This window comes from uncultured Chitinophaga sp. (assembly GCF_902168175.1).
In the GTDB taxonomy this organism is placed as follows: domain Bacteria; phylum Bacteroidota; class Bacteroidia; order Chitinophagales; family Chitinophagaceae; genus Chitinophaga.
In genome coordinates this window covers 117,688-138,605 of the sequence record NZ_CABHOU010000042.1, presented here as the reverse complement: position 1 = coordinate 138,605, position 20,918 = coordinate 117,688, and the positions used below count along the sequence as shown (strand labels likewise).

Genomic DNA, 20,918 nt, shown 5'->3' with positions numbered 1-20,918 from the left:
CTCTTACCAATATGAATATTTCGTAAATATGTTAGTTATTGGTTTGTTCGATTGGGAGAAAAAAGGAAATATATGATGACTTATATTTGCCGCAGACAACGACAACATGGCAGATATTCAATTCAGAAATGCAACCATAAACGACCTCCCGCAGATCGTTGAGATTTACAATTCTACCATCCCCGGCCGTATGGTGACGGCCGATACCGAACCTATAACGGTGGAAAGCCGGCACGACTGGTTCAAAAAACACGATACTACTAAGCGCCCTTTATGGATGGTGGAAGATGAACAGGGAACAACCGTTGGATGGGTAAGCTTCTCATCATTTTACGGTCGCCCGGCCTATGATGGCACGGTGGAAGTAAGCATTTACCTGGACGAGCGCCAGCGTGGTAAAGGTTTGGGGAAGAAGGTGCTGCAGCATGTGCTGGACGAGGCACCGAAGTACAAAGTGCGTACGGTGCTTGGTTTTATATTCGCCCACAACGGACCAAGCCTTAAATTGTTCTACCATTTCGGTTTTACAGATTGGGCCAACCTGCCCAACATTGCAGTGCTGGACGGCGTAGAAAGAAGTTTGATCATTGTAGGAAAGCGAATAGCCTGATAAAACGAAAGGCAGCCGGGTGGCTGCCTTCTTTATTAAGAGTCTGGATAATTAATTAAGCATCGGCCGACATCCACTCCAGGAATTTCGGCATTACGCCGGCCCAGGTAGCCAGGTCGTGTTTACCACCCTTCACCAAAGAGTATTCTATCTGTTGCCCTTTCACGTAACCTTTCTTTTCCAATGCCTCTATCAGCGCCTCGGTATCGTCTACCGAATCGATAACGCCATTGGCGTTGCGGTCGGCTTCCTCGTCATTAGTGCCGCACTGCAGGAAGAACTTCAGAGAGGGATCGAAGTTGCCTTCACGGATCTGGCGGTGCATAATGCGGTCGCTTTCCTCTTTATACCCATTACCAACATCGCGGCTACGCCACCAGAGAGAGCCCGAAAAGATACCCACCGACTGGAAATCCTGCGGATGGTTCCAGGCGATATCCAGCGCGGATAAACCACCTAAAGAGAAACCTGCTATGGCTTTTTTATCAAAATGAAGATGATATTGTTGCTGAACGAAAGGCACGAGTTCCTTCATCATGAAACGGGTGTACAGGTCGGCCTTACAGCCACGGCCCTGCGCATCGACGTAACCCGCTGTACCATACTCCTGCCTGCGCTGCGGGCCGGCATGAATAGCTACTACATAGAGGCGGATGGCTTTGTTGCGGAACAGGGTTTCCAGTATCTGCTCCAGCCCCAGTGCCTGCATATCCTGACCATCGTTCAATATTAAGAGTCTTGCAGGACCATCGGGAGGCGGGGTGGCCGGAACATAGCAGTCGAACACAACTTCCCTTTGTAGAAAGGAAGAGAATTGTAGGAAGTGGTCAATTCTGACCTTTTTTGTACTTGCTTTACTGCCCATACCTAAATTTAACGAAAAAAGTTTAACGAATACGGTTTAGATACATGAAAAACAGGTGATAATTTGTAAAAAAGTAAACATATAATTATTCACCATGCAATAATTGATTTTCATAACGTGTGGTAGCGTTCCCGTAGTGAACCAGGTAAATATCGGCAATCTTTGTGCCTTACAAATACAGCGGTGGACTAATTAAACAAAACATAATGTTCAAAGGTTTGCATCTGTCCTAAATAATTTGACTTTGTTAACGCTAACAGATAAATTTATAGTGCTGTCCTGATTTTTCACCCAAACGTACCCAAGTGATAGAAAACTACTACAAATGGCATTCACCCAACATCGGAAGAGAATTTGAAATGCTCGTATTCGGCGACAGGGGATTTCCGTTGATATTCTTTCCCACCTCAATGGGCCGTTATTATGAGAGTAAAGATAGGGGATTGATAGATGCCGCTTCGTGGTTCGTGGACAATGGGCTGGTAAAGATTTACTGTGTAGACAGTGTAGACGAATGGAGCTGGTACAACAAGCATGTTCGTCCGCATGAAAGAGCGTTACATCATCAGGGGTACGACAAACTGCTGCACGACGAAATTATGCCCAGGGCCATTGAAGAAACGGGTTTTTCGCGCATAGCGGTAGCAGGCTGCAGTTTCGGTGGTTACCATGCCGCCAACTTCGCGTTCCGTTACCCGGAGAGCGTATCTTACCTGTTCTCCATCAGCGGCATTTTCGACATCCGTTTCCGGATGGAAAACTATTACGACGACAACGTATATTATCATAACCCGGTTGATTATCTCCGCGACAACCAACATCCCGACCTCTGGCGGATGGGCATTGTGCTGGGCACCGCCGACCGGGATATTACCAGGTCGCAGAACGAACATATGTCGGGCATACTGGCAGCAAAGAACATATCACACTGGCTGGACATAAGGCCCAATGCGGTACATGACTGGCCGGTATGGAAAGAGATGTTCCCCTGCTATCTTTCACTCATGAAATAAACCTGTTTATTCATCCTTTGAAAAATGCTTCCATGAAAAAAATAGGGATCTTATTCGGCCAGGAAAACACCTTTCCACAGGCCTTTGTAGAAAGAGTTAATAAGACCGCGCCTACGGGCATCGGCGCCGAATTTGTGCAGATCGATAAAGTGATGCAGGGCGCAGCGTCGGATTACACCGTGATAGTAGACCGTATTTCGCAGGATGTGCCTTTCTACCGTGCCTTTCTGAAAAATGCTGCTATCAGTGGAACGGCCGTGATCAACAACCCATTTTGGTGGAGCGCGGATGAAAAGTTCTTTAACAATGCACTGGCAGTAAAGCTGGGCGTACCCGTGCCCAAAACGGTGATACTCCCCTCCCATGAACTGCCGGCCGATACCAGCAATACCTCTTTCCGTAACCTTGCCTATCCCCTCGACTGGGACGCGATATTTAACTACGTGGGTTTCCCCGCCTATATGAAACCCTTTGCAGGCGGAGGATGGAAAAACGTGTACCGGTTAGAAGACAAGAATGAATTCTACGAAAAACATAAAGAAACCGGCCAGCTTGTAATGCTGTTACAGGAAGAAATTACTTTTGAGTCGTACTACCGCTGTTATTGTATTGGCGGCAAATACGTGCGCATTATGCCTTACGATCCCCGTAACCCCCACCATGCCCGCTATCAGGCCAACTTTGCCGATAAACCCAAACTGCTTAAAACCATTGAAGGTTATGTGTTAAAACTGAACCGATACCTCGGTTACGATTTTAATACCGTTGAAATGGCCGTTAAAGATGGTATACCTTACGCTATCGATTTCTGTAACCCTGCACCCGATGCCGACCTGCCCTCTGTGGGTGAAGCCAACTTCGAATGGGTAGTGGCTACGATGGCCAGGTATGCCATTGAACGTGCCAAAGCCGCCAAACCCAAACTAGACAATCTTACCTGGGGCCAGTTTATTCAACATGCCGTAGCCAAAACGCAACTGGACGAAACCTCGCTGTAAAACAAAATTCCATTTTATAGCTATAAATTGCATCCATATGGACTTTAAAGACCTCACGCTGGGAATAGAAGAAGAGTACATGGTAATGGACCCTCAAACGAGGGAACTTAAAAGCCATGAACAAAAGATAGTAGAGCAGGCCCACAAAGTGATCAAAGATCAGGTGAAAGCAGAAATGCACCAGGCCGTTGTGGAAGTGGGTACCCGCATCTGCAAAAACATACAGGAGGCGCATGAAGATGTGGTGCTGTTGCGCAAAACCATCACACAAATTGCAGGCGACCTTGGATTTACGATCGGAGCATCCGGCACACACCCCTTCTCCAAATGGGAAGCGCAACTGATTACCGATCATCCGCGTTACTTCGAACTGGTAAACGAAATGCAGGACGCTGCCCGTAGTAACCTCATATTTGGCTTACACGTACATGTGGGTATGCAGAATAGGGAAATGGCCTTACACATTGCCAATTCTGTTCGTTACTTCCTCCCTCACATCTTTGCGCTGAGTACGAACTCTCCTTTCTGGGAAGGGCGTAATACCGGCTTTAAATCGTTCCGTACAAAGGTGTTCGACAAATTCCCGAGAACTGGTATTCCCGACTACTTTGCGAGCATCGAGGAATACGACAACTACATTAAACTACTGGTAAAAACCAATTGTATAGATAATGCGAAGAAAGTATGGTGGGACCTTCGCGTACACCCCTTCTTCGACACCGTAGAGTTCCGGATCTGTGACATACCGCTCACCGTAAAGGAAACCATTACACTGGCCGCACTGTTCCAGGCCGTGTGCGCCAAAATATACAAGCTGCGCAACCAGAACCTCAACTTCATCATTTACAACCGCGCACTCGTTAACGAAAACAAGTGGCGGGCATCGCGTTACGGGCTTGACGGCAACCTTATCGATTTTGGTAAAGAGATGGAAGTGAATGCCCGCGCACTGATCTATGAGCTGCTCGACTTTGTGGACGATGTGCTGGATGACCTGGGCACCCGCAGTGTGGTAGAGAACACCGCTAATATTCTTACAAACGGGACCGGCGCCGATAAACAGCTGGAAGTATTTGAGCGTACAGGCAGTTTACCCAGTGTGGTAGACTATATCCAGTCGCAGTTCCTGGCCGGTTGTTAAGACAGCCGCGTAATATTTCGTAATTTTGTACCATGCAAAAACAATGGAGAGTAGCGATCCTGGACATGTATGAAGGCGTACCCAACGAGGGCATGCGCTGTATACGCGACATTGTGCGTCAGCATGCCGGCACACACCAGCTACAATTGCAGTTAGATGAGTTTGAGGTAAGGATGGAAGAACAAATGGCCGACCTTTCGTACGACCTGTATATCAGCACCGGCGGGCCGGGGAGTCCGGTAGACAGTAAAGGCAGCAACTGGGAAACGAAGTTTTTTAAGTTGATGAGCGACCTTGAACACTGGAATAAAACGCAGGAGCAGAAGAAACATGTGTTCCTGATCTGCCACTCGTACCAGTTGTATTGCCGCCACCTGGAGTTAGGAGAGGTATGCCTGCGTAAATCGCCAGCCTTTGGCGTATTTCCCGTACACATTACCACAGAAGGCGAAGCCGTGTTCGCGCAACTGCCCGATCCGTTTTATATTGTAGACAGCCGTAATTGGCAGGTGATAGGCCTCGACCATGCTAAAATAGCCGCCATGGGTGCGCGGGTACTGGCCATTGAAAAAGAACGGCCGCACGTTCCGCTGGAGCGTGCCACCATGGCCATACGGTTTAATGAATACTGCATAGGCACCCAGTTTCACCCCGAGGCAGATGCACTGGGTATGCTGAAGTATCTCAAAAAAGATCAAAAAAAGAACCAGGTGATAGCCGCCCATGGTGAAGAAAAGTACCACAGTATGCTGGAACACTTAAACGATCCGGATAAGATCATGCTGACGCACGACAACCTGTTGCCCGCATTCTTTAACCAGGCACTTGCCCTGGTGGAAAGTTAAGCTCACCTATCACGATATTTTTATGGACCCTGCGATCAGAAAAAAATATAACCAGGCCTTTAGCGACAGTAAATACCAGCTGTTCCTGCAACAACTGGTGGTAAAAAAAGGTACAGTAGCACCGTCTTTCCGCGTGGCAGAAACACCTGTTTTTGTGCCTACCGGGCTGAGGGACAAGCTGGTGCAGGCAGGTGAAGAGGTAATCGACGCCATCCTTCAGCCAAAGTTCAAGTCTTTAACGGATAAGTCGATCCCCAAACACCTGGCCGTACATGGCGAAAACAATCACGCCCACTTCCTGATCGTGGATTTCGGCATTTGCCTCGATGAGCAGGGCGAGCTTACACCCAAACTGATTGAGCTGCAGGGTTTCCCCAGCATGTTCGCCTTCCAGGAACTAATGGCCCTTGCCTACCGCAACCAGTTTGAGATACCGGCCAATTACGACAACTTCTTTAACGGTTTTACCAGCGATACGTACTTCGATTTCCTGAAAGAGATCATCATCGGCAAACACGATCCGAAAGAAGTGGTCCTGCTGGAAGTGTTACCGCATCAACAGAAAACAAGGGTAGACTTTTATTACACAGAAGAAAAGCTGGGCATTAACACCGTTTGCGTATCGGAACTGATACAGGAAGGTAAAAAGTTGTACTACCTTTCAGACGGCGTTAAAACACCCATCAAACGTATATACAACCGCGTTATATTCGAAGACCTCGATACGCATAAGGAACAACTGGGCCCTGTTGCCAACCTGTTCCATGAAATGGATGTGGAGTGGATACCACACCCCAACTGGTTCTACCGCATCAGCAAGTACACGCTGCCGTTGATACACAGTGAGTATGCACCTAAAACCTGGTTTTTACATGAACTGCCCGTACTGCCAAAGGACCTTGACCAATACGTATTGAAGCCATTGTTCTCATTTGCAGGGCAAGGCGTGAAAATTGATGTAACCCAGGAGGATATTGAAAAGATAAAAGATCCGCAGCACTGGATATTACAGCAAAAGGTGCATTATGCCCCGGTTATAGAAACACCCAACGGCAATGCTATTTGCGAAATAAGGCTGATGTATGGCTGGCCCGATGGGGCGGCAAGGCCCGTACTAATGCACAACCTCGCGCGGCTCAGTAAGGGGAAGATGATCGGTGTAGGCTTTAATTCCGGGCAAACCTGGGTAGGCGGAAGTTGCGCTTTCTTCGAAAAGTAAACCATCTTAACATATGCAAAGAACAAACATCAGCACCGGCGCAGTATGGGAAAACAAAGTAGGTTACTCCCGCGCCGTACGCATCGGCAACCTGGTAGAAGTATCAGGCACCGTATCGTCCGACGGTGATAAGATTATTGGCGAAGGCGACCCGTACGAACAAACCAAACATGCTTTGGCGAAGATCGAAGCAGCACTGATAAAAGCCGGCGCCACCCTGCAGGATGTGGTGCGTACCCGTATGTTCGTTACCGATATATCGCAATGGGAGGAAATTGGTCGCGCTCATGAAGAGTTTTTCGGCGGTATTCGTCCGGTAACCACCATGGTAGAGATCAGCAAACTGATAGATCCCCGGTTGCTGATAGAAATAGAAGCTACTGCGGTGATAGCCCCCGCTCATTAAACATTTTCATTATCTTTACGGATCAAAGTTTATAACCATGCGTTACATATCCCTGCCTGCTGTTTGTATGATACTGGCTTCCTGCGGTGGCCCACAAAAGCAACCGACCGACATTGCCAGTTTACCCAAACTGAACGAAAGCACTTTATATAACCGCGACTCTGTGTTATACGTGTACGATGCCAATCGTGATGTAAAAAGCCAGTTAGCGGACAAGCAGTTTTTGAAGGCGATAGAGCTGTACCGCAATAAGAAAGACGCGCAGGGCAGCCTGGCCCTGTTCAAAGCCGCCATTTTTGCACAACCACAGGCCAAAACATACTATGAAATGGGTAATGCCCTAAGTGATGTAGCCTCGGCCCAGTCCGACGACGGAGAGCGCACCGCCTGGCTCAACTACGCACTGGATGCCTATCGCATAGCGGAAGCCCTGAACTACAAGCCACTTTCGAAACTACTGTTCAACAAAGCCTGCATTTACGCACGCATGGACGACACAGAGGAAGCCATTCCCGCCCTGGTAGCAGCCATTGAACTGGGCTACGACAATATCAATAACATCTACAAAGATAAAGACCTTGCCAACCTGCGCAGGTGGGGCATAGATTCCAGGATCACCAAAGCCCTCGAAGGCGCCAGCGATCCCGATAAACTGCAGTGGAACCTGTACTATCATGAATTTGCCGCCCTGAAGTTCCCGGTGCAACTCGACATTCCTTACGCGCAAAACATCAGGAACAACGAACTGGGTTACGACTTCGAAAGGTTTGTAGCAGAAATGCGCGACGAGAAGTTTTCCCGCGAAACAGGCAGTATGTTTTACCGTGTAGGCATTGTGCGCAATACCGATTCTGTAAAAACACTGGTGTATGCCGTACAGGACGTGATGATGAACGAAGACACACCTCCCTATTACTTTATGGCCAGCTATTCCAATACCGGTAAGCTGATCGATAAGATATTGGTGGCCGGGCATCAGAAACTGGAATCCCCTTTCGCCATTGCCACCATCCAGGAAAGTGGCGACTTCGCCATCAAATACTTTGAACTGGTGTACGAAAAAGATCCGGCGGAGAACGGCTATACCGACAACAAGGTACTGGAGCAAAAAGAACTGAACAAAGAATTGTATACAATCGCCAGCGACGGTCACTTCGTAAAACGCTCTACAGAACTGGGTATGCTTACGAAATAGTAGAAGGTTTACCCATCCACCTGTCCAGCGCACCGCTCCTGATCATCCATTCGGCCAGCAGCAGGTTCAACGTCCAGCTGAGCCAGGATATTAGCACATAAGCGGTTACAGGGTGCAGGGCTATATTGAAGTAACCTAACAGGTAAGCGTAAAAACGTAGGGTGATGGCTGATAAAGTGAGCGCATAACTGCGCAGCATCATATGGCTGTGTGCCGACCAGCGGCGTTTCATGGCCAACTGCCAGCCTAAGGCAGTGAACAATAACCACAGAAAAGATAAGATGATAAAACTTGTACGGGCGGGCCACCGCCCGTTCGCGTAGAAGCTCATGACCATTCCGCTCGGCCCGCTCAGGAACAGTACTACCGCCGCATACGTTTTACCCGTCCAGCGATGTACCTGCGGTTTACGGTATAACAAAAAGCGGCTGAACTGGAGTAAACCGGCCAGCAGTACGATCGTACTTACAAAAACATGAATATAGAAACTGAAGCGCCACGATTTGATGTGGTAAACGAGTTGTTTGGTCAGTAGAAAATCCGTGTAACGGTCGAATGTGCCGTACGGCAGGCTCAGTAAGATCATGAGCCATGCACCATATAAAATAGCCGCAACTGCGGCTATTCTTATCATATAATAAACGATCTTCTTCAACTTAAAACACTATTCCCATTAGATAACCTTCACCTTCCACCTCGTTTGCCGCCTTGCTGATCGTACCATCTTCGGCCGTATCGGAGTAAAACTTGATATCGAACTGGCTGTCACGTTTACCGAAAGCCTGGTCGTTCTGCCAGGTAACGAACACCTTTTCGCCCTGTTGTTTCCAGGTGCCCCGGGCAGTGGTCATTTGCGATTCGAAAGTAGAATCAGGCAACATGCGGTAGAAATTGAATTCGCAGCTACCATCGCCTTCAAACGAGATATCACATTTATCGCCCGCATAAATTTCGTAAACAATGCCATCAGCTATCGTTCTTTCCTGCTGTCCTATTTTCTCCAGCGCCAGGCTCTTTTTAGAAAGTGATTTGGTGTTCTGTGGTTCCCAGGTGCCTTTAGCTTTGGTAAAATCGTGGTCGAATACCAGGGTGAAAGCCCCATCAAATTCATGATCACCGGGTTCTTTCAGTTGCAGTTCCCAATCTTCGCCCTTTTCCTTTAATTCGCCTTTCAGGTTGCGGCGCAGGCCTTTATGGACGTTGAAGCCGGCTACCTGTAAACCATTCGTATAGTTGATCGTAATGTAAATCGGGCTGCCGCCAAAATCGGCGCGGTAAGTGCCTAACACCTTGTTTACCGCCGCCATAACAGGCGCAGTACTGGGCGCAGCAGCCGTTTGTTGCACGGCGGGCGTATTCGTATTACAGGACTGTGAGAGGAAAGAAGCCGCTACAAGCAGGCAGAATGCGTATTTCACAGGAAACAATTGAAGGAACGTTGGATAAAAGAACAGCCCCGGTATACGCCGGGGCTGCGAAGTATGTTTAATTACTGGCTGATCTTCTCCTGCCAGTAGAGCATGCCGCCCTGCAGGTTTTTTATATTGCTGAAGCCCATTGTTTCGAGTACCATAGCCGCCTGGCCGCTGCGGTTACCGCTTCTGCAGTAAACGATCACTTCCTGGTCTTTCAGGTCGTCGATCGAATCGGTTTGCATAGCACGGATATCACCCAGGGGTAAGTGAGTGCCACCGATGTTGAATTCGGCGCGTTCGTTTGGCTCGCGCACGTCTACGAGATTTACATTCTCCCCTTTATCTAACCTGCTTTTCAGTTCTTCGGCAGTAATATTTTCCATGATGTATGATTTTATGAATTCGTGATCAAAGTTAAAACAATCCCGTTACATTATTCCTCTACCGGGGGCGGAGGTGGTTCGTTACGGACGGGCGGTGTAGCACTCAGCACCAGGTCGATCACCTCTCCTGCCCTTATCAGGTTACGATCGTTGAAATCGTTGCGGGGTGCCGGTGTTTGTTTAATTACGTAAGCGTTGGCCGTATCCGACACCGGGCCGTCCATAAACATAGTACCTAATACCAGGTTGCTACCGGAAAGTACAGCTTTGGCTTCTATGAAAGTAAGACCTACCAGTTCAGGCACCGGGTTTTCGACGTTACCCGTGCCACTGCTCAGCACCAGGCTGATGTTACTGCCCTCGGCTACCATCGTGCCCGCCTTTACAGGTTTACCATTTAAAAGCTGTTCCAATACAGTATTGGCAGCAAAGTCGGGGCGGTAGATCGTATCGCCTACATTCAGCCTGCGGCTTTTAAGGTTCATTTCAGCACTCCTGAAAGTAAGGCCTTCCAGTTCGGGCATAGCCACCATGGGTGGAATTACTTTATTTACCGTGAGATAGATGGTGCGGCCTACTTTTACCACATCGCCCCTTTCGGGTGTTTGTTCCCAAACGGTAAGCGGGGGAATAGTATCTATATAAATGGAATCGCGCACATCCACGTCAAAACCCGCATCTTCCAGCGTAGCAGTGGCTTCGGCAATACTTTTGCCCCTTACATCGGGAACAGAAAGCACCTTATTATGCCGTGTAATAATACCCAGCGATAAAAAGAAGAGTACCGCAAGCACTATCACCAGGCCTATGGCCACCAGCAGATTGATCCAGAAAGGCTTTTTCGTAATTTTTTCGAACACGTTTATGTTTTTTAGGCGCCCGGCGCAATCTGCACCGTACGTTTAAATAGTTGGCAATCAGCACCAAAAGGAAAACACTCCTTTATTTTTCACGCAGACATTCTTCAATTAACATGCCGTAAAACTCTTGCAGGGTTTTACCGGCAGCCCTTACCTGTTGCGGCACCAGGCTGTTTTCCGACTGGCCCGGCATGGTGTTTACTTCCAGGAAATAAAGGTTATCCGTGTTATCTTCCAGGATAAAGTCGACCCGCACAATACCACGGCAGTTAAGCCTGTCGTACAACGCCGAAGCCGTACTCCTTATTTTGGCGGCAGCTTCTCCGGAGATTTCAGCCGGGGTAATTTCCTGGGAAACGCCAGGTGTATACTTGGCCTCATAATCGAAGAACTCTTTACTGCTGCGGATCTCGGTAAGCGGCAGCACCGTTAGCTGGCCATTGATACGGAACAGGCCACAAGTCACCTCACGGCCTTTAATAAACTCTTCGATCAGCACCTGGCTATCTTCCTTAAAGGCTTTGGTAATGGCTTCTTCCAGTTCCTCCGCCTTATTCACTTTAGACATACCGATGCTGGAACCACCTTCGGCCGGTTTTACGAACACGGGCAAACGCAGTCTCGACAGGATGGCTTTGGCATCGTATGGCTGGTCGCGGAAGATATGTTCAGACTTAGACACATTTACCAGGTTATAGGCAGCCACCACCTTGTTACAATAGCTTTTGTTAAAGGTAATAGCCGAAGTAACCATACCGCAGCTGGTGTAAGGTATGCCCAGCATTTCAAAATAGCCCTGTAAGCGGCCATCTTCGCCCGGGGTACCGTGGATACCGATGAAAACTGCGTCGAAGCGCACCTTTTTGCCGTCAACCGTAAGGGAGAAATCGTTTTTATCTACCGGCACCACTTTGCCGTCCTGACCGGTGTAGGCCCAGGCTTCGCGGGTAATAACGATCTTGTACACATTGTACAGGGCCGCATCGATGTGTTTTTCAATCACCGCCGCGCTCTGCACGGATATTACATATTCTCCGGAATAACCTCCGGCCACCAGGGCTATATTTTTCTTCATATGATGAGCAGTAAAGCAGCAAAAATAAAATTATCGCCTTTAAAAGTTAAAAGTAAAAACGTTAAAAATAAAAAAAATGATAATTTGAGCCATGATGGCTGGTTTGGCGTATAAAAAAAGATCCGGCGCATAGGCCGGATCCTTCAATACCTTAAAAAAAGACGGGATTAGACGTGAAGTTTGTCTTTCTTTGCCATCAGTTCGTCTACTGTTTCCTGGTACATTTCATCCGGAACGCAGCAGTCAACCGGGCAAACGGCCGCACACTGTGGTTCTTCGTGAAAACCCTGGCACTCAGTACATTTATTAGGAACGATATAATAAGTATCAACGCTGATTGGAGCATTACGCGTGTCTGCATCCATATTAGAGCCATCCATCATCTGGTAGCTTCCTTTTACAGTAGTTCCGTCGGCCAGGGCCCATTCTACCCCTCCTTCATAGATGGCATTATTGGGGCACTCGGGTTCGCAGGCTCCACAATTTATACATTCATCTGTTATCTTAATTGCCATGTTATAAACTTTTTGTTTAAGTAGTAAGCCATTAATTTTGCAACAAAAATAGAACATCTAGATTTTAAAAATTCAATTTATTTCTACCCTTTCATGGATATATCGCAAAAAGTAGCTGCGCTGGTGCGTTTGGGACAGTATTTAAATCCGGCTGACAAAACCGGTAAAGAAGAGCTGGAAGCCGTTAAGCAACGGGCGTTTGAGTTAAACGGCTGGTTTACGCCGGAGTTTATTGACATGGCATTGGGAAACATCTCCCGTTACTATCTCGATGAAACGGCGTTGAAAGCCTGGCTGGAACAATACCCGGGAGCAGGGTCGCCGGTTACTGTTAAAGAAGTAGGCATCGTAGCCGCCGGCAATATTCCGCTGGTAGGCTTCCACGACTGGCTGTGCGGTTTCCTGAGCGGACATAAGGTGAGGCTGAAGCTGTCGTCGAAAGACGAGGTGCTGATGAAACACATCCTGGCCAAACTGGCGGAATGGTACCCCGAAGCCGGCGCCATTACCAGCGTGGAGGAAATGCTGAAGGATTGCGGCGCTTATATTGCGACCGGCAGCAATAACTCCGCCCGTTACTTCGCCTATTACTTCTCTAAATACCCCAATATTATCCGTAAGAACCGTACCTCTGCCGCCGTACTTACCGGTAGTGAAACGGAGGAAGAACTGGAAGCACTGGCCGGCGACGTGATGCATTATTTCGGGCTGGGTTGCCGGAACGTAACCAAGGTTTATGTGCCGGAGAACTACGATTTCGAGCCATTGGTAAGGGCTTTAAGGAAATACGACTACCTGGGCGACCACAATAAGTACAAGAACAACTACGACTATAACCTGGCATTGTTGCTGTTGAACAACAATTATTACATGAGCAGTGCTGCCCTGCTGCTGGTAGAAAACCCGTCACTGTTCTCGCCCCTCAGCGTGCTGCATTATGGCTTTTATACCGATGTATTGGCACTGCATGCAGAACTGAGGGCGAACGACGAATTACAGGCGCTGGTGGGGCGCGGTGGTATCGCGTTCGGGGAGGCACAACAGCCTTCGCTGTCTGATTATGCCGATGGGGTTGACACAATGGCGTTTCTTACGACGTTGTAGTAACAAAATTTCAGTTTTATTGTTATAATGGCAGGCACTGTACAAAATTTTGTCAGTGCCTGCTTCGTTTTATTAAGGTGGCTTTAACTATTGATATAAAAATGTGTTAAAGTGTTTTGTATACTGTTTTTTTGATTAAACCCGACCCCTAAATTTGTATCCAAGGCATACAAATTGATCTATCAACCGCGAAAGCAACAACGAAAATTCGATCACAATTTTTAAACCCTTTAAGAATATGAAATTTCGACAAATTGCGGCAACGATTTTACTTAGTTCAGCTACGGCATTTGCCAGCATATTTGTTTACAACAAGTATTTGCAGGATAAGCCTGGAATGTACCAGAACGGTTCTGATAATATCCCTGTGAACTATGCGAAGTATACGAGCATGCCGAATGGCGCTACTGCCAACGCAGCGCCTACGGACTTCCAGCAGGCCGCCAAAATTGCTACACCTGGAGTAGTACACATCAAAACAAAAATAAACCCTCGTAAAGTAAGTAACAACCTGGAGAGGCGAAAGAGCCCGCTGCAGGATATGTTCGGTGGTGAAGATGATTTCTGGGATGAATTCCTGGGCAACCGCGGAGGACGCCAGTATTATATTCCCGGCCAAATGGCTTCAGGTTCCGGCGTATTGATTTCCGACGATGGATATATTGTAACCAACAATCACGTAGTGGATGGTGCCGACGAAGTGAGCGTAACCCTTGCCAATAACAAAACTTACGCTGCCAAGATCGTGGGCATCGATCCCAATACGGACCTGGCAGTGATTAAGATAGATGCCACCGGATTACCTTACCTGCTGTACGGCAACTCCGACGAGGTGAACGTAGGTCAGTGGGTACTGGCTATTGGTTACCCGCTTAACCTGGATGCTACCGTTACCGCTGGTATCGTGAGCGCCAAAGCCCGCAGCATTGGTATCAATACCGCTAACAACCGTAAAGCGATCGAATCGTTTATCCAAACGGATGCGGCGGTGAACCAGGGTAACAGTGGTGGTGCGCTGATCAATACTGCCGGTGAACTGGTAGGTATCAACTCGGCCATCGCCTCGCCTACCGGCGCGTATGCAGGTTACTCCTACGCCATCCCGGTAAACCTGGTGAAGAAAATCGTAAACGACCTGTTGAAATATGGTAATGTGCAGCGGGCTTACCTGGGTATCCAGTACCTCGATCCTTCTACACGTAACGAACAGGAAAGGCAGGAACTGGGTCTGGACCGCGACTTTAACGGCGTAGCCGTAAGCCGGGTACCTGAATCCGGCGCAGCCTTCCAGGCAGGCATTAAACGTGGCGACATTATCACTGCCATTAACGGTGTAGCTACACCTACTGTTTCTGAAATGGTAGAACAGGTAGCCCGTTACAAACCAGGCGACAAAATCACCATCAGCTACCTGCGTGCTGAAAAAACTTATACGGTTAACACAACGCTCAGAAATGCCGACGGTAATACAGATATTGTAAAAACGAGCATTATCGACCGTCTGGGTGCTGACCTTGAGCCGTTGACCGAGCGGGAAATTAACGAATGGAGGATACCTGGAGGATTAAAAGTAATGGGCATCACTACAGGCGCTATCAAAAAGCAAACGACGATGAAGCCTTACTTCGTTATCCTGAAAGCAGGCGACACGAAAGTAAACACCGTAGCAGACCTGAAACGTGCCCTTGAAAAAGACAGCAATACCCAACTGGTAGGCTTCTATCCTCAAATGGGCGGTGGATTGGTGTACTACAACATCAAGATGTCAGAAGAGTTTTAGTAAGTTTTCATATAGGTTTATAGGTTAGGATGAGGACCCCGGTATTTGCCGGGGTTCTCTTATTAAAAGAGGGAATGCCATGGTACGGCATTCCCTCTTTTAATTGATGCTGATGAATACTAACTAACGGAAAACAAAAAGCCCTGGCGTATTGCCAGGGCTTCCTAATATTTTATTCTATTTACAAATTAATTACACCTTTCAACTGGGTAAAGAATTCATCTTTCTTACGGGAAGAAATAGGGATGTTTTTCTGATCGCTCATAATAACCGCGGTACCCAGGCCTTTGATAATTTTCACGATATGGTGAATATTGATCAGGAAGGATTTATGTACACGGTAAAAGCCTTTATCGGACAACATTTCCTCATACTCTTTCAGTGATTTGGAGATGAGGTGCGAAGCGTTGTTGATCAGCTGTATTTTAGTGTAACTGTCAAATGCTTCGCAATAGATGATATCCTTCAGGTCGATAACGTTATAGCCGTCGTTTACGGGTATTACGATCTTCGAGAAAGCGTTATCATTATTCTTTACGTAATCTTTAAGGATAGACGCCAGTTCGTTCAACCGTCCTTTTTTGCTTTTCTTCACTTTCTCCAAAGCATCTTCTACCTCGCTCACCTTGATAGGTTTCAGTAAATAGTCGAGCGCGGCAAACTTAATCGCCTGCAGGGCATATTCCTGGAATGCGGTGATGAAAATTACTTCGAAGTTAAGTACCGGAAACATTTCCAGCAGTTGAAAACCATTATGAGGAGGCATCTCGATATCAAGGAACAGCACATCGATAGGATTTTCCTTGATCATTTCTGCTGCATCATGTATATTTTGCGCTTCGCCGATAACCTTTACGTCCTTGCAGTAATTCTCCAGAATGTTCCGGAGGATATGTATGTTGCGGACCTCATCGTCGACAATGGCAGCTTTTATAATACTCATAACATCTTTACAATGGGAATCCGGACCACTACCAGGGTACCTTCCTTGGAGCCTGATCCCGACTTAAATTTATCAATAATTTCTAATTTTCCAATGCTTCCATTAAAAGATTTAATAATCTGCAATCTTTCTTTGATAACACTTATGGCTGTTGATTCGTGCTTTACTAACTTATTGCTTTTTAACGCATTAGATTGCTCCCATCCTATTCCGTCATCATCTACGGCGCAATATAGCAGGTCGTTTTGCAGCTGCATTTTTACGATTAACCGTCCGCTACCGTTTTTAGGCGCAAGGCCATGTTTAATGGCGTTTTCGAGTATTGGTTGAATTAGCATTGGCGGTATATATACGGTATACTCCTTTAGCTCTTCTTCTATTTCAAACTGATATACAAATGAACTGGCAAACCTGATTTTCTCCAATTCCAGATACCTTGTTAAAAAAGCGATTTCATCTTCCAGCGAAATAAACGATTTGCGTGAATTGTTTAACATCTGGCGCATCAGTGTGGCAAAATCTGCCAGGAAATTGAGCGCTTGTTTTTCTTCTCTCTCCAGGATGAGGTGCTGAACAGAATTCAACGAGTTGAAGATAAAATGCGGATTCATTTGGTTGGTCAGGGCTTTCGCCTCCAGTTCGGCAATCCGCCGGTTATACTCAGTTTTTCGTTTCTCAGCAGCTTTGATCCGCCTCACAATGAAGCGCAATATAACTAAAATTCCCAACACTCCGAGTAGCACCAGTATGCCTCTCGCCCACCATTCCTGGTACCAGCGTGGCAGTATATTAATATTTAAAGTAACCGCAGGCCCCCAGTCGCTCCGGAACTTTCTTGCACGGATATATAGTTGATAATTACCGGGTTGCAGGTCAGGGAAGGGAATAATGTTTGACTTAGTGGTTACCCAACTGAGCGTATCTCCCGATAAATTATACTGATAATCCACCAGGTCGGGCAAATCGTAAGCAATTGCTCCGAACTCTACTTCAAACGATCCTTTACTTTCATATAAATGGGTAAAGTTAGCTTTAGGCAGATACGCACTGTCGCCATACCGGATCGCGTTCAGGTAAATGGTTGGTGGAATGGTATCCATGGGGATATTGTCCGCATTGAAATAACAAAGCCCGTTAGAGGTTGCTATTAACAGAGTATCGCCATCGGCATGTATATCCCTGATATCGTCCGACATCAGACCATCTGTAGAGGTAATGTTGCGAACGAGTGCCTGCGCTTTGGTATCGATCACAGAAACGCCGCGGTTGGTGGCCACATATAAGCGGCCGTTGCCATCATAATAAAGCTGTTGACAAATATCGCTGGCCAGGTTTTCCTGTGAAGTGAACTGTTTGAGTACCTGGTTATTTTTCACGAGGTAAATCCCCTGGTCGCTGGTACCCACCCAAAGGTAGCCGTCTATCATTTCCAGGTCCTTAATGCTCTGTTTTAACCGGACGTCTGTAGTATTAGCCAGCTCGGGCGTCTTTTTATCAGTGCCGTAATATAACCCGTTATTAGTGCCGATATAGAACGCCGAATCGCCCAGGCAAACCACTGCCATGGCCATTTCGCCCAGTGCTATGGTTTTAGAACTGCCATCTTCTATCGTGATCAGTTTTTTATCGGCCGCCACTCTTATCCGCCCGGAGGGCGTTACCTTAATGTCTTTCACCATGTGAATAGACTGTAACAGCTTTACCCTTTGCGTAATACGATCTATCAGGAAAATGTTATTATCAGTGCCCACCATGATATCCTTCTTAAAAGGGGAAATGGATAGAACACTGTTACGGCCGCCGGTAGAATCCAGGTTAAACTGCCTTGCCCTGCCAAAAGTATCGATCCGGCTGAGCATACCGCCGTTTTGGCCCACATACAGGCTTCCGTCCACCTTATCTTTCCGGACACTGAACACCGAATGCGACATGAGTCCGTTGGTGTTATCCAGGTAGCTGAAATAGAAGTTTTTGTAGGGAATATAATATACTCCATCGCCATAGGTAGTTATCCAAACATTCCCATCGCGGTCGTTTAGGATAGAGGTAATGAAGTGGTTATTGAGTAGTTTACTGGCTTTCTTTGCGCCTCTGAAGTAATCTTTAATGAAGTAAAGCGCTCTTGGCGTGCCTATCCATAAATTGTCCCTGTCCAGGCAAATGCTGCTTATTTCCTCCTGAATACCAAAATCGCGGCCATTGAAGAAAGGCACTACATCCTTATAAGTATAGGAATATGCTACGTTTTTATGTGTTAGCACCGCATTCCGCCGGATCCTTTCTATAAAACCTATGTCCTGCAAGGGGTAAGGCATGGTGGTGTATACCTTTTCTGTGCGCTTATCCAGTTCCGACAAAGAGCTGAGGCGGAAGAAAGGCTGCAAAGGACGGTAAATGCTGTCGTTTCTAAGGAAAAAGAACTTATCGGCCGGACCGCCTTTCCATTTATCAGACAAAGTGCTGCGACCATTGTAGAAAACCACGCGGCCCACCGAGTTCAGGAACGAGAGCCCGCGTGCCCGGTCTTCGAACACATTTTCCAGTTCGTACAATCCGCCAGAGTCGAAACGAAGCGACGAATCGTTTTCGCGGTTGTGAACGAAGTGGTTGCCGAAAAACGACAGTTTACCATTATAATTGAAAAACCAGACACGGTTACGCGAATCGGCCGCCAGTTTAATAACGTCGTTATCGGTAAGCCCGTCTCTTTTAGTATAGTTCCGGAAGCGTTTGCCATCGAACTTACTGACTCCTGTGGGTGTAGCAAACCAGATGAAGCCGTCCCTGTCCTGAACGGCCGCATATACGGTTGCATTTGCCAGTCCGTCTTTTACATTGTAATTACGGATAAACAGGCCCTGTGCATGCGAGGATAGTGCCAGTAGCAGGTACACAGGCATCCACCTCGCGATATAACTAATAGATGGCATCAGCTAAATTTAATTCTTTAAACTGATATTAAGTTAGCTACTTATATCTTTTTAACTATTCTCCAACGAGGTGTATCGGTCAATAAGGTTTTTAGCAGTGCATATTAGTATGCCCTTGCGAAAAGCACTCTTTCCCTGGAAGGTTTGCCTGTAAGAATACAAACGCCCTCTTCCTGTGGATTATCTAAAGGAATACAGCGGATGGTCGCTTTAGTACGCTCTTTGATGGCAGCTTCGGTTTCGGCGGTACCGTCCCAGTGTGCGGAAATAAAACCGGCCTTTTCGTCCAGCAGCCTTTCAAACTCCTCGAAGCTATTGGCTTCGGTGATGTTTTCGTCGCGGAAAGTTTTGGCTTTGTTAAACATGCTTTGCTGAATATCATCGAGCATATTTACAATTGCACCAGCCAGTCCGTCGAGGGAAAGGCTTGCTTTCTCCTTCGTATCGCGGCGGGCCACTTCTGCTACGTTGTTTTCCAGGTCTCTTGCACCAAGAGCAACGCGCACCGGTACTCCTTTCATCTCATATTCGGCGAATTTCCATCCGGGACGGTTATTGTCATTATCGTCGTACTTAACGCGGATGCCAGCTTTTTTCAGCTCACCTACAATTACAGCGATCTTTTCGTCGAGCAACGCTTTTTGATCGGCTCCCTTGTAAATAGGCACGATTACCACCTGCAGCGGCGCGATTTTCGGAGGCAAAATGAGGCCGTCGTCGTCGCTATGAGCCATTACGAGCGCTCCTATGAGACGGGTTGATACGCCCCAGGAGGTAGCCCAAACATAATCCAGCTTATTTTCCTTGTTGGAGAATTTAACGTCGAATGCTTTAGCAAAATTCTGGCCAAGAAAGTGTGAGGTGCCTGCCTGCAAAGCCTTACCGTCCTGCATTAATGCCTCAATACAGTAAGTATCAACAGCTCCGGCAAAACGTTCGGCGGGTGATTTAACGCCTTTTACCACTGGCAGGGCCATGTAGTTTTCCACGAAATCGGCATAAACGTCCAGCATCTGCTTCGTTTCCGCAATTGCTTCCGCAGCGGTGGCGTGGGCGGTATGACCTTCCTGCCAGAGGAATTCGGCGGTGCGGAGGAACAGGCGCGTACGCATTTCCCAACGCACTACGTTGGCCCACTGGTTAATCAGGATCGGCAGATCGCGGTAAGACTGGATCCAGCCTTTATATGTATTCCAGATAATGGCCTCGCTGGTAGGACGAACGATCAGTTCTTCTTCCAGTTTGGCTTCGGGGTCTACCATCAGGGCGCCCTTTTTATCAGGGTTGCTTTTCAAACGATAGTGAGTAACTACTGCGCACTCTTTGGCAAAACCTTCGGCGTTTTGCTCCTCGGCCTCAAAAAGGCTTTTGGGAACAAACAGGGGGAAATAGGCGTTTTGGTGGCCGGTATCTTTGAACATACGGTCCAGCACATCTCTCATATTCTCCCACAAGGCGAAACCATAGGGTTTAATAACCATACAACCCCTCACGGCAGAGTAGTCTGCCAGTTGTCCTTTTAATACAAGATCGTTATACCATTGCGAATAATCCTGTGAGCGGGCTGTGATCTCTTTACTCATATAATTTTTTCTTTTAACCTTAAATCATGTTTTTAAAA

The 20,918-nt window shown here is 47.3% G+C and carries 20 protein-coding genes; 10 read left to right on the top strand and 10 right to left on the bottom strand.

The window, feature by feature from the left end; all coding sequences use genetic code 11:
* Positions 1-106: 106 nt before the first annotated feature.
* Positions 107-610, top strand: a complete 504-nt coding sequence (locus QZT80_RS09265) for a GNAT family N-acetyltransferase (RefSeq protein ID WP_295120925.1) — start codon at positions 107-109, stop codon at positions 608-610.
* Positions 611-665: 55 nt separating this feature from the next.
* Here QZT80_RS09265 and QZT80_RS09260 read toward each other — a convergent pair whose 3' ends face one another.
* Positions 666-1,475: an alpha/beta hydrolase-fold protein gene (locus tag QZT80_RS09260; protein ID WP_295120923.1), complete on the bottom strand. Its 810-nt coding sequence runs from the start codon at positions 1,473-1,475 to the stop codon at positions 666-668.
* A gap of 305 nt (positions 1,476-1,780) precedes the next feature.
* Here QZT80_RS09260 and QZT80_RS09255 point away from each other — a divergent pair, with 305 nt between their 5' ends.
* From QZT80_RS09255 to QZT80_RS09225, 7 genes are read left to right on the top strand one after another with little or no spacing between them, the layout of a single operon-like run.
* Positions 1,781-2,488, top strand: coding sequence for an alpha/beta hydrolase-fold protein (locus QZT80_RS09255; protein ID WP_295120920.1), 708 nt, complete (start codon positions 1,781-1,783; stop codon positions 2,486-2,488).
* Between the two features lie 32 nt (positions 2,489-2,520).
* Positions 2,521-3,486, top strand: a complete 966-nt coding sequence (locus QZT80_RS09250) for a hypothetical protein (RefSeq protein ID WP_295120917.1) — start codon at positions 2,521-2,523, stop codon at positions 3,484-3,486.
* Positions 3,487-3,523: 37 nt separating this feature from the next.
* A complete protein-coding gene (locus QZT80_RS09245; protein WP_295120914.1) occupies positions 3,524-4,627 on the top strand; it encodes a carboxylate-amine ligase in 1,104 nt (367 codons plus the stop codon).
* Between the two features lie 32 nt (positions 4,628-4,659).
* Positions 4,660-5,472 (top strand): type 1 glutamine amidotransferase, encoded by an 813-nt coding sequence (locus QZT80_RS09240; protein ID WP_295120911.1) that lies wholly within the window; start codon positions 4,660-4,662, stop codon positions 5,470-5,472.
* Positions 5,453-6,691, top strand: coding sequence for a hypothetical protein (locus QZT80_RS09235; protein WP_295120908.1), 1,239 nt, complete (start codon positions 5,453-5,455; stop codon positions 6,689-6,691). The genes QZT80_RS09240 and QZT80_RS09235 overlap by 20 nt, the downstream gene beginning before the upstream one ends.
* Positions 6,692-6,704: 13 nt before the next feature.
* Entirely contained in the window at positions 6,705-7,097 is a 393-nt protein-coding gene (locus QZT80_RS09230; protein ID WP_295120905.1) for a RidA family protein, read from the top strand.
* A gap of 37 nt (positions 7,098-7,134) precedes the next feature.
* Entirely contained in the window at positions 7,135-8,292 is a 1,158-nt protein-coding gene (locus tag QZT80_RS09225) for a hypothetical protein (RefSeq protein WP_295120902.1), read from the top strand.
* Here the strand turns inward: QZT80_RS09225 and QZT80_RS09220 are convergent.
* From QZT80_RS09220 to QZT80_RS09195, 6 genes are all read right to left on the bottom strand, one after another.
* The gene (locus QZT80_RS09220; RefSeq protein WP_295120898.1) at positions 8,282-8,947 is read right to left on the bottom strand and encodes a DUF2306 domain-containing protein; all 666 of its coding nucleotides are present in this window, start codon (positions 8,945-8,947) and stop codon (positions 8,282-8,284) included. The two genes, QZT80_RS09225 and QZT80_RS09220, sit on opposite strands and share 11 nt — an antisense overlap.
* A 1-nt stretch (position 8,948) precedes the next feature.
* A complete protein-coding gene (locus tag QZT80_RS09215; RefSeq protein WP_295120896.1) occupies positions 8,949-9,710 on the bottom strand; it encodes a hypothetical protein in 762 nt (253 codons plus the stop codon).
* A gap of 71 nt (positions 9,711-9,781) precedes the next feature.
* Positions 9,782-10,090, bottom strand: a complete 309-nt coding sequence (locus QZT80_RS09210) for a rhodanese-like domain-containing protein (RefSeq protein WP_295120893.1) — start codon at positions 10,088-10,090, stop codon at positions 9,782-9,784.
* A 50-nt stretch (positions 10,091-10,140) separates the two neighbouring features.
* On the bottom strand, positions 10,141-10,950 hold the full coding sequence (locus QZT80_RS09205; protein WP_295120890.1) for a PASTA domain-containing protein: 810 nt from the start codon (positions 10,948-10,950) through the stop codon (positions 10,141-10,143).
* An 82-nt stretch (positions 10,951-11,032) separates the two neighbouring features.
* Positions 11,033-12,025 (bottom strand): D-alanine--D-alanine ligase, encoded by a 993-nt coding sequence (locus QZT80_RS09200; protein WP_295120889.1) that lies wholly within the window; start codon positions 12,023-12,025, stop codon positions 11,033-11,035.
* A 167-nt stretch (positions 12,026-12,192) separates the two neighbouring features.
* Entirely contained in the window at positions 12,193-12,540 is a 348-nt protein-coding gene (locus QZT80_RS09195) for a 4Fe-4S dicluster domain-containing protein (RefSeq protein WP_295120886.1), read from the bottom strand.
* Between the two features lie 93 nt (positions 12,541-12,633).
* Between QZT80_RS09195 and QZT80_RS09190 the strand changes: the two genes are divergently transcribed.
* Both QZT80_RS09190 and QZT80_RS09185 read left to right on the top strand, forming a co-directional pair.
* Entirely contained in the window at positions 12,634-13,644 is a 1,011-nt protein-coding gene (locus QZT80_RS09190; protein WP_295120885.1) for an acyl-CoA reductase, read from the top strand.
* Between the two features lie 238 nt (positions 13,645-13,882).
* The gene (locus QZT80_RS09185; protein WP_295120882.1) at positions 13,883-15,424 is read left to right on the top strand and encodes a trypsin-like peptidase domain-containing protein; all 1,542 of its coding nucleotides are present in this window, start codon (positions 13,883-13,885) and stop codon (positions 15,422-15,424) included.
* A 181-nt stretch (positions 15,425-15,605) separates the two neighbouring features.
* Here QZT80_RS09185 and QZT80_RS09180 read toward each other — a convergent pair whose 3' ends face one another.
* The 3 genes from QZT80_RS09180 to proS form a co-directional block, all read right to left on the bottom strand.
* Positions 15,606-16,367, bottom strand: coding sequence for a LytTR family DNA-binding domain-containing protein (locus QZT80_RS09180; protein ID WP_264279590.1), 762 nt, complete (start codon positions 16,365-16,367; stop codon positions 15,606-15,608).
* Positions 16,364-19,297: a histidine kinase gene (locus QZT80_RS09175; RefSeq protein WP_295120877.1), complete on the bottom strand. Its 2,934-nt coding sequence runs from the start codon at positions 19,295-19,297 to the stop codon at positions 16,364-16,366. Before QZT80_RS09175 ends, QZT80_RS09180 begins: the two co-directional genes overlap by 4 nt.
* A gap of 104 nt (positions 19,298-19,401) precedes the next feature.
* Positions 19,402-20,880 carry a proline--tRNA ligase gene (gene proS, locus QZT80_RS09170; RefSeq protein WP_295120874.1) on the bottom strand — a complete coding sequence of 493 codons (1,479 nt, stop codon included), beginning with the start codon at positions 20,878-20,880 and terminating at the stop codon, positions 19,402-19,404.
* Positions 20,881-20,918 lie beyond the last annotated feature (38 nt).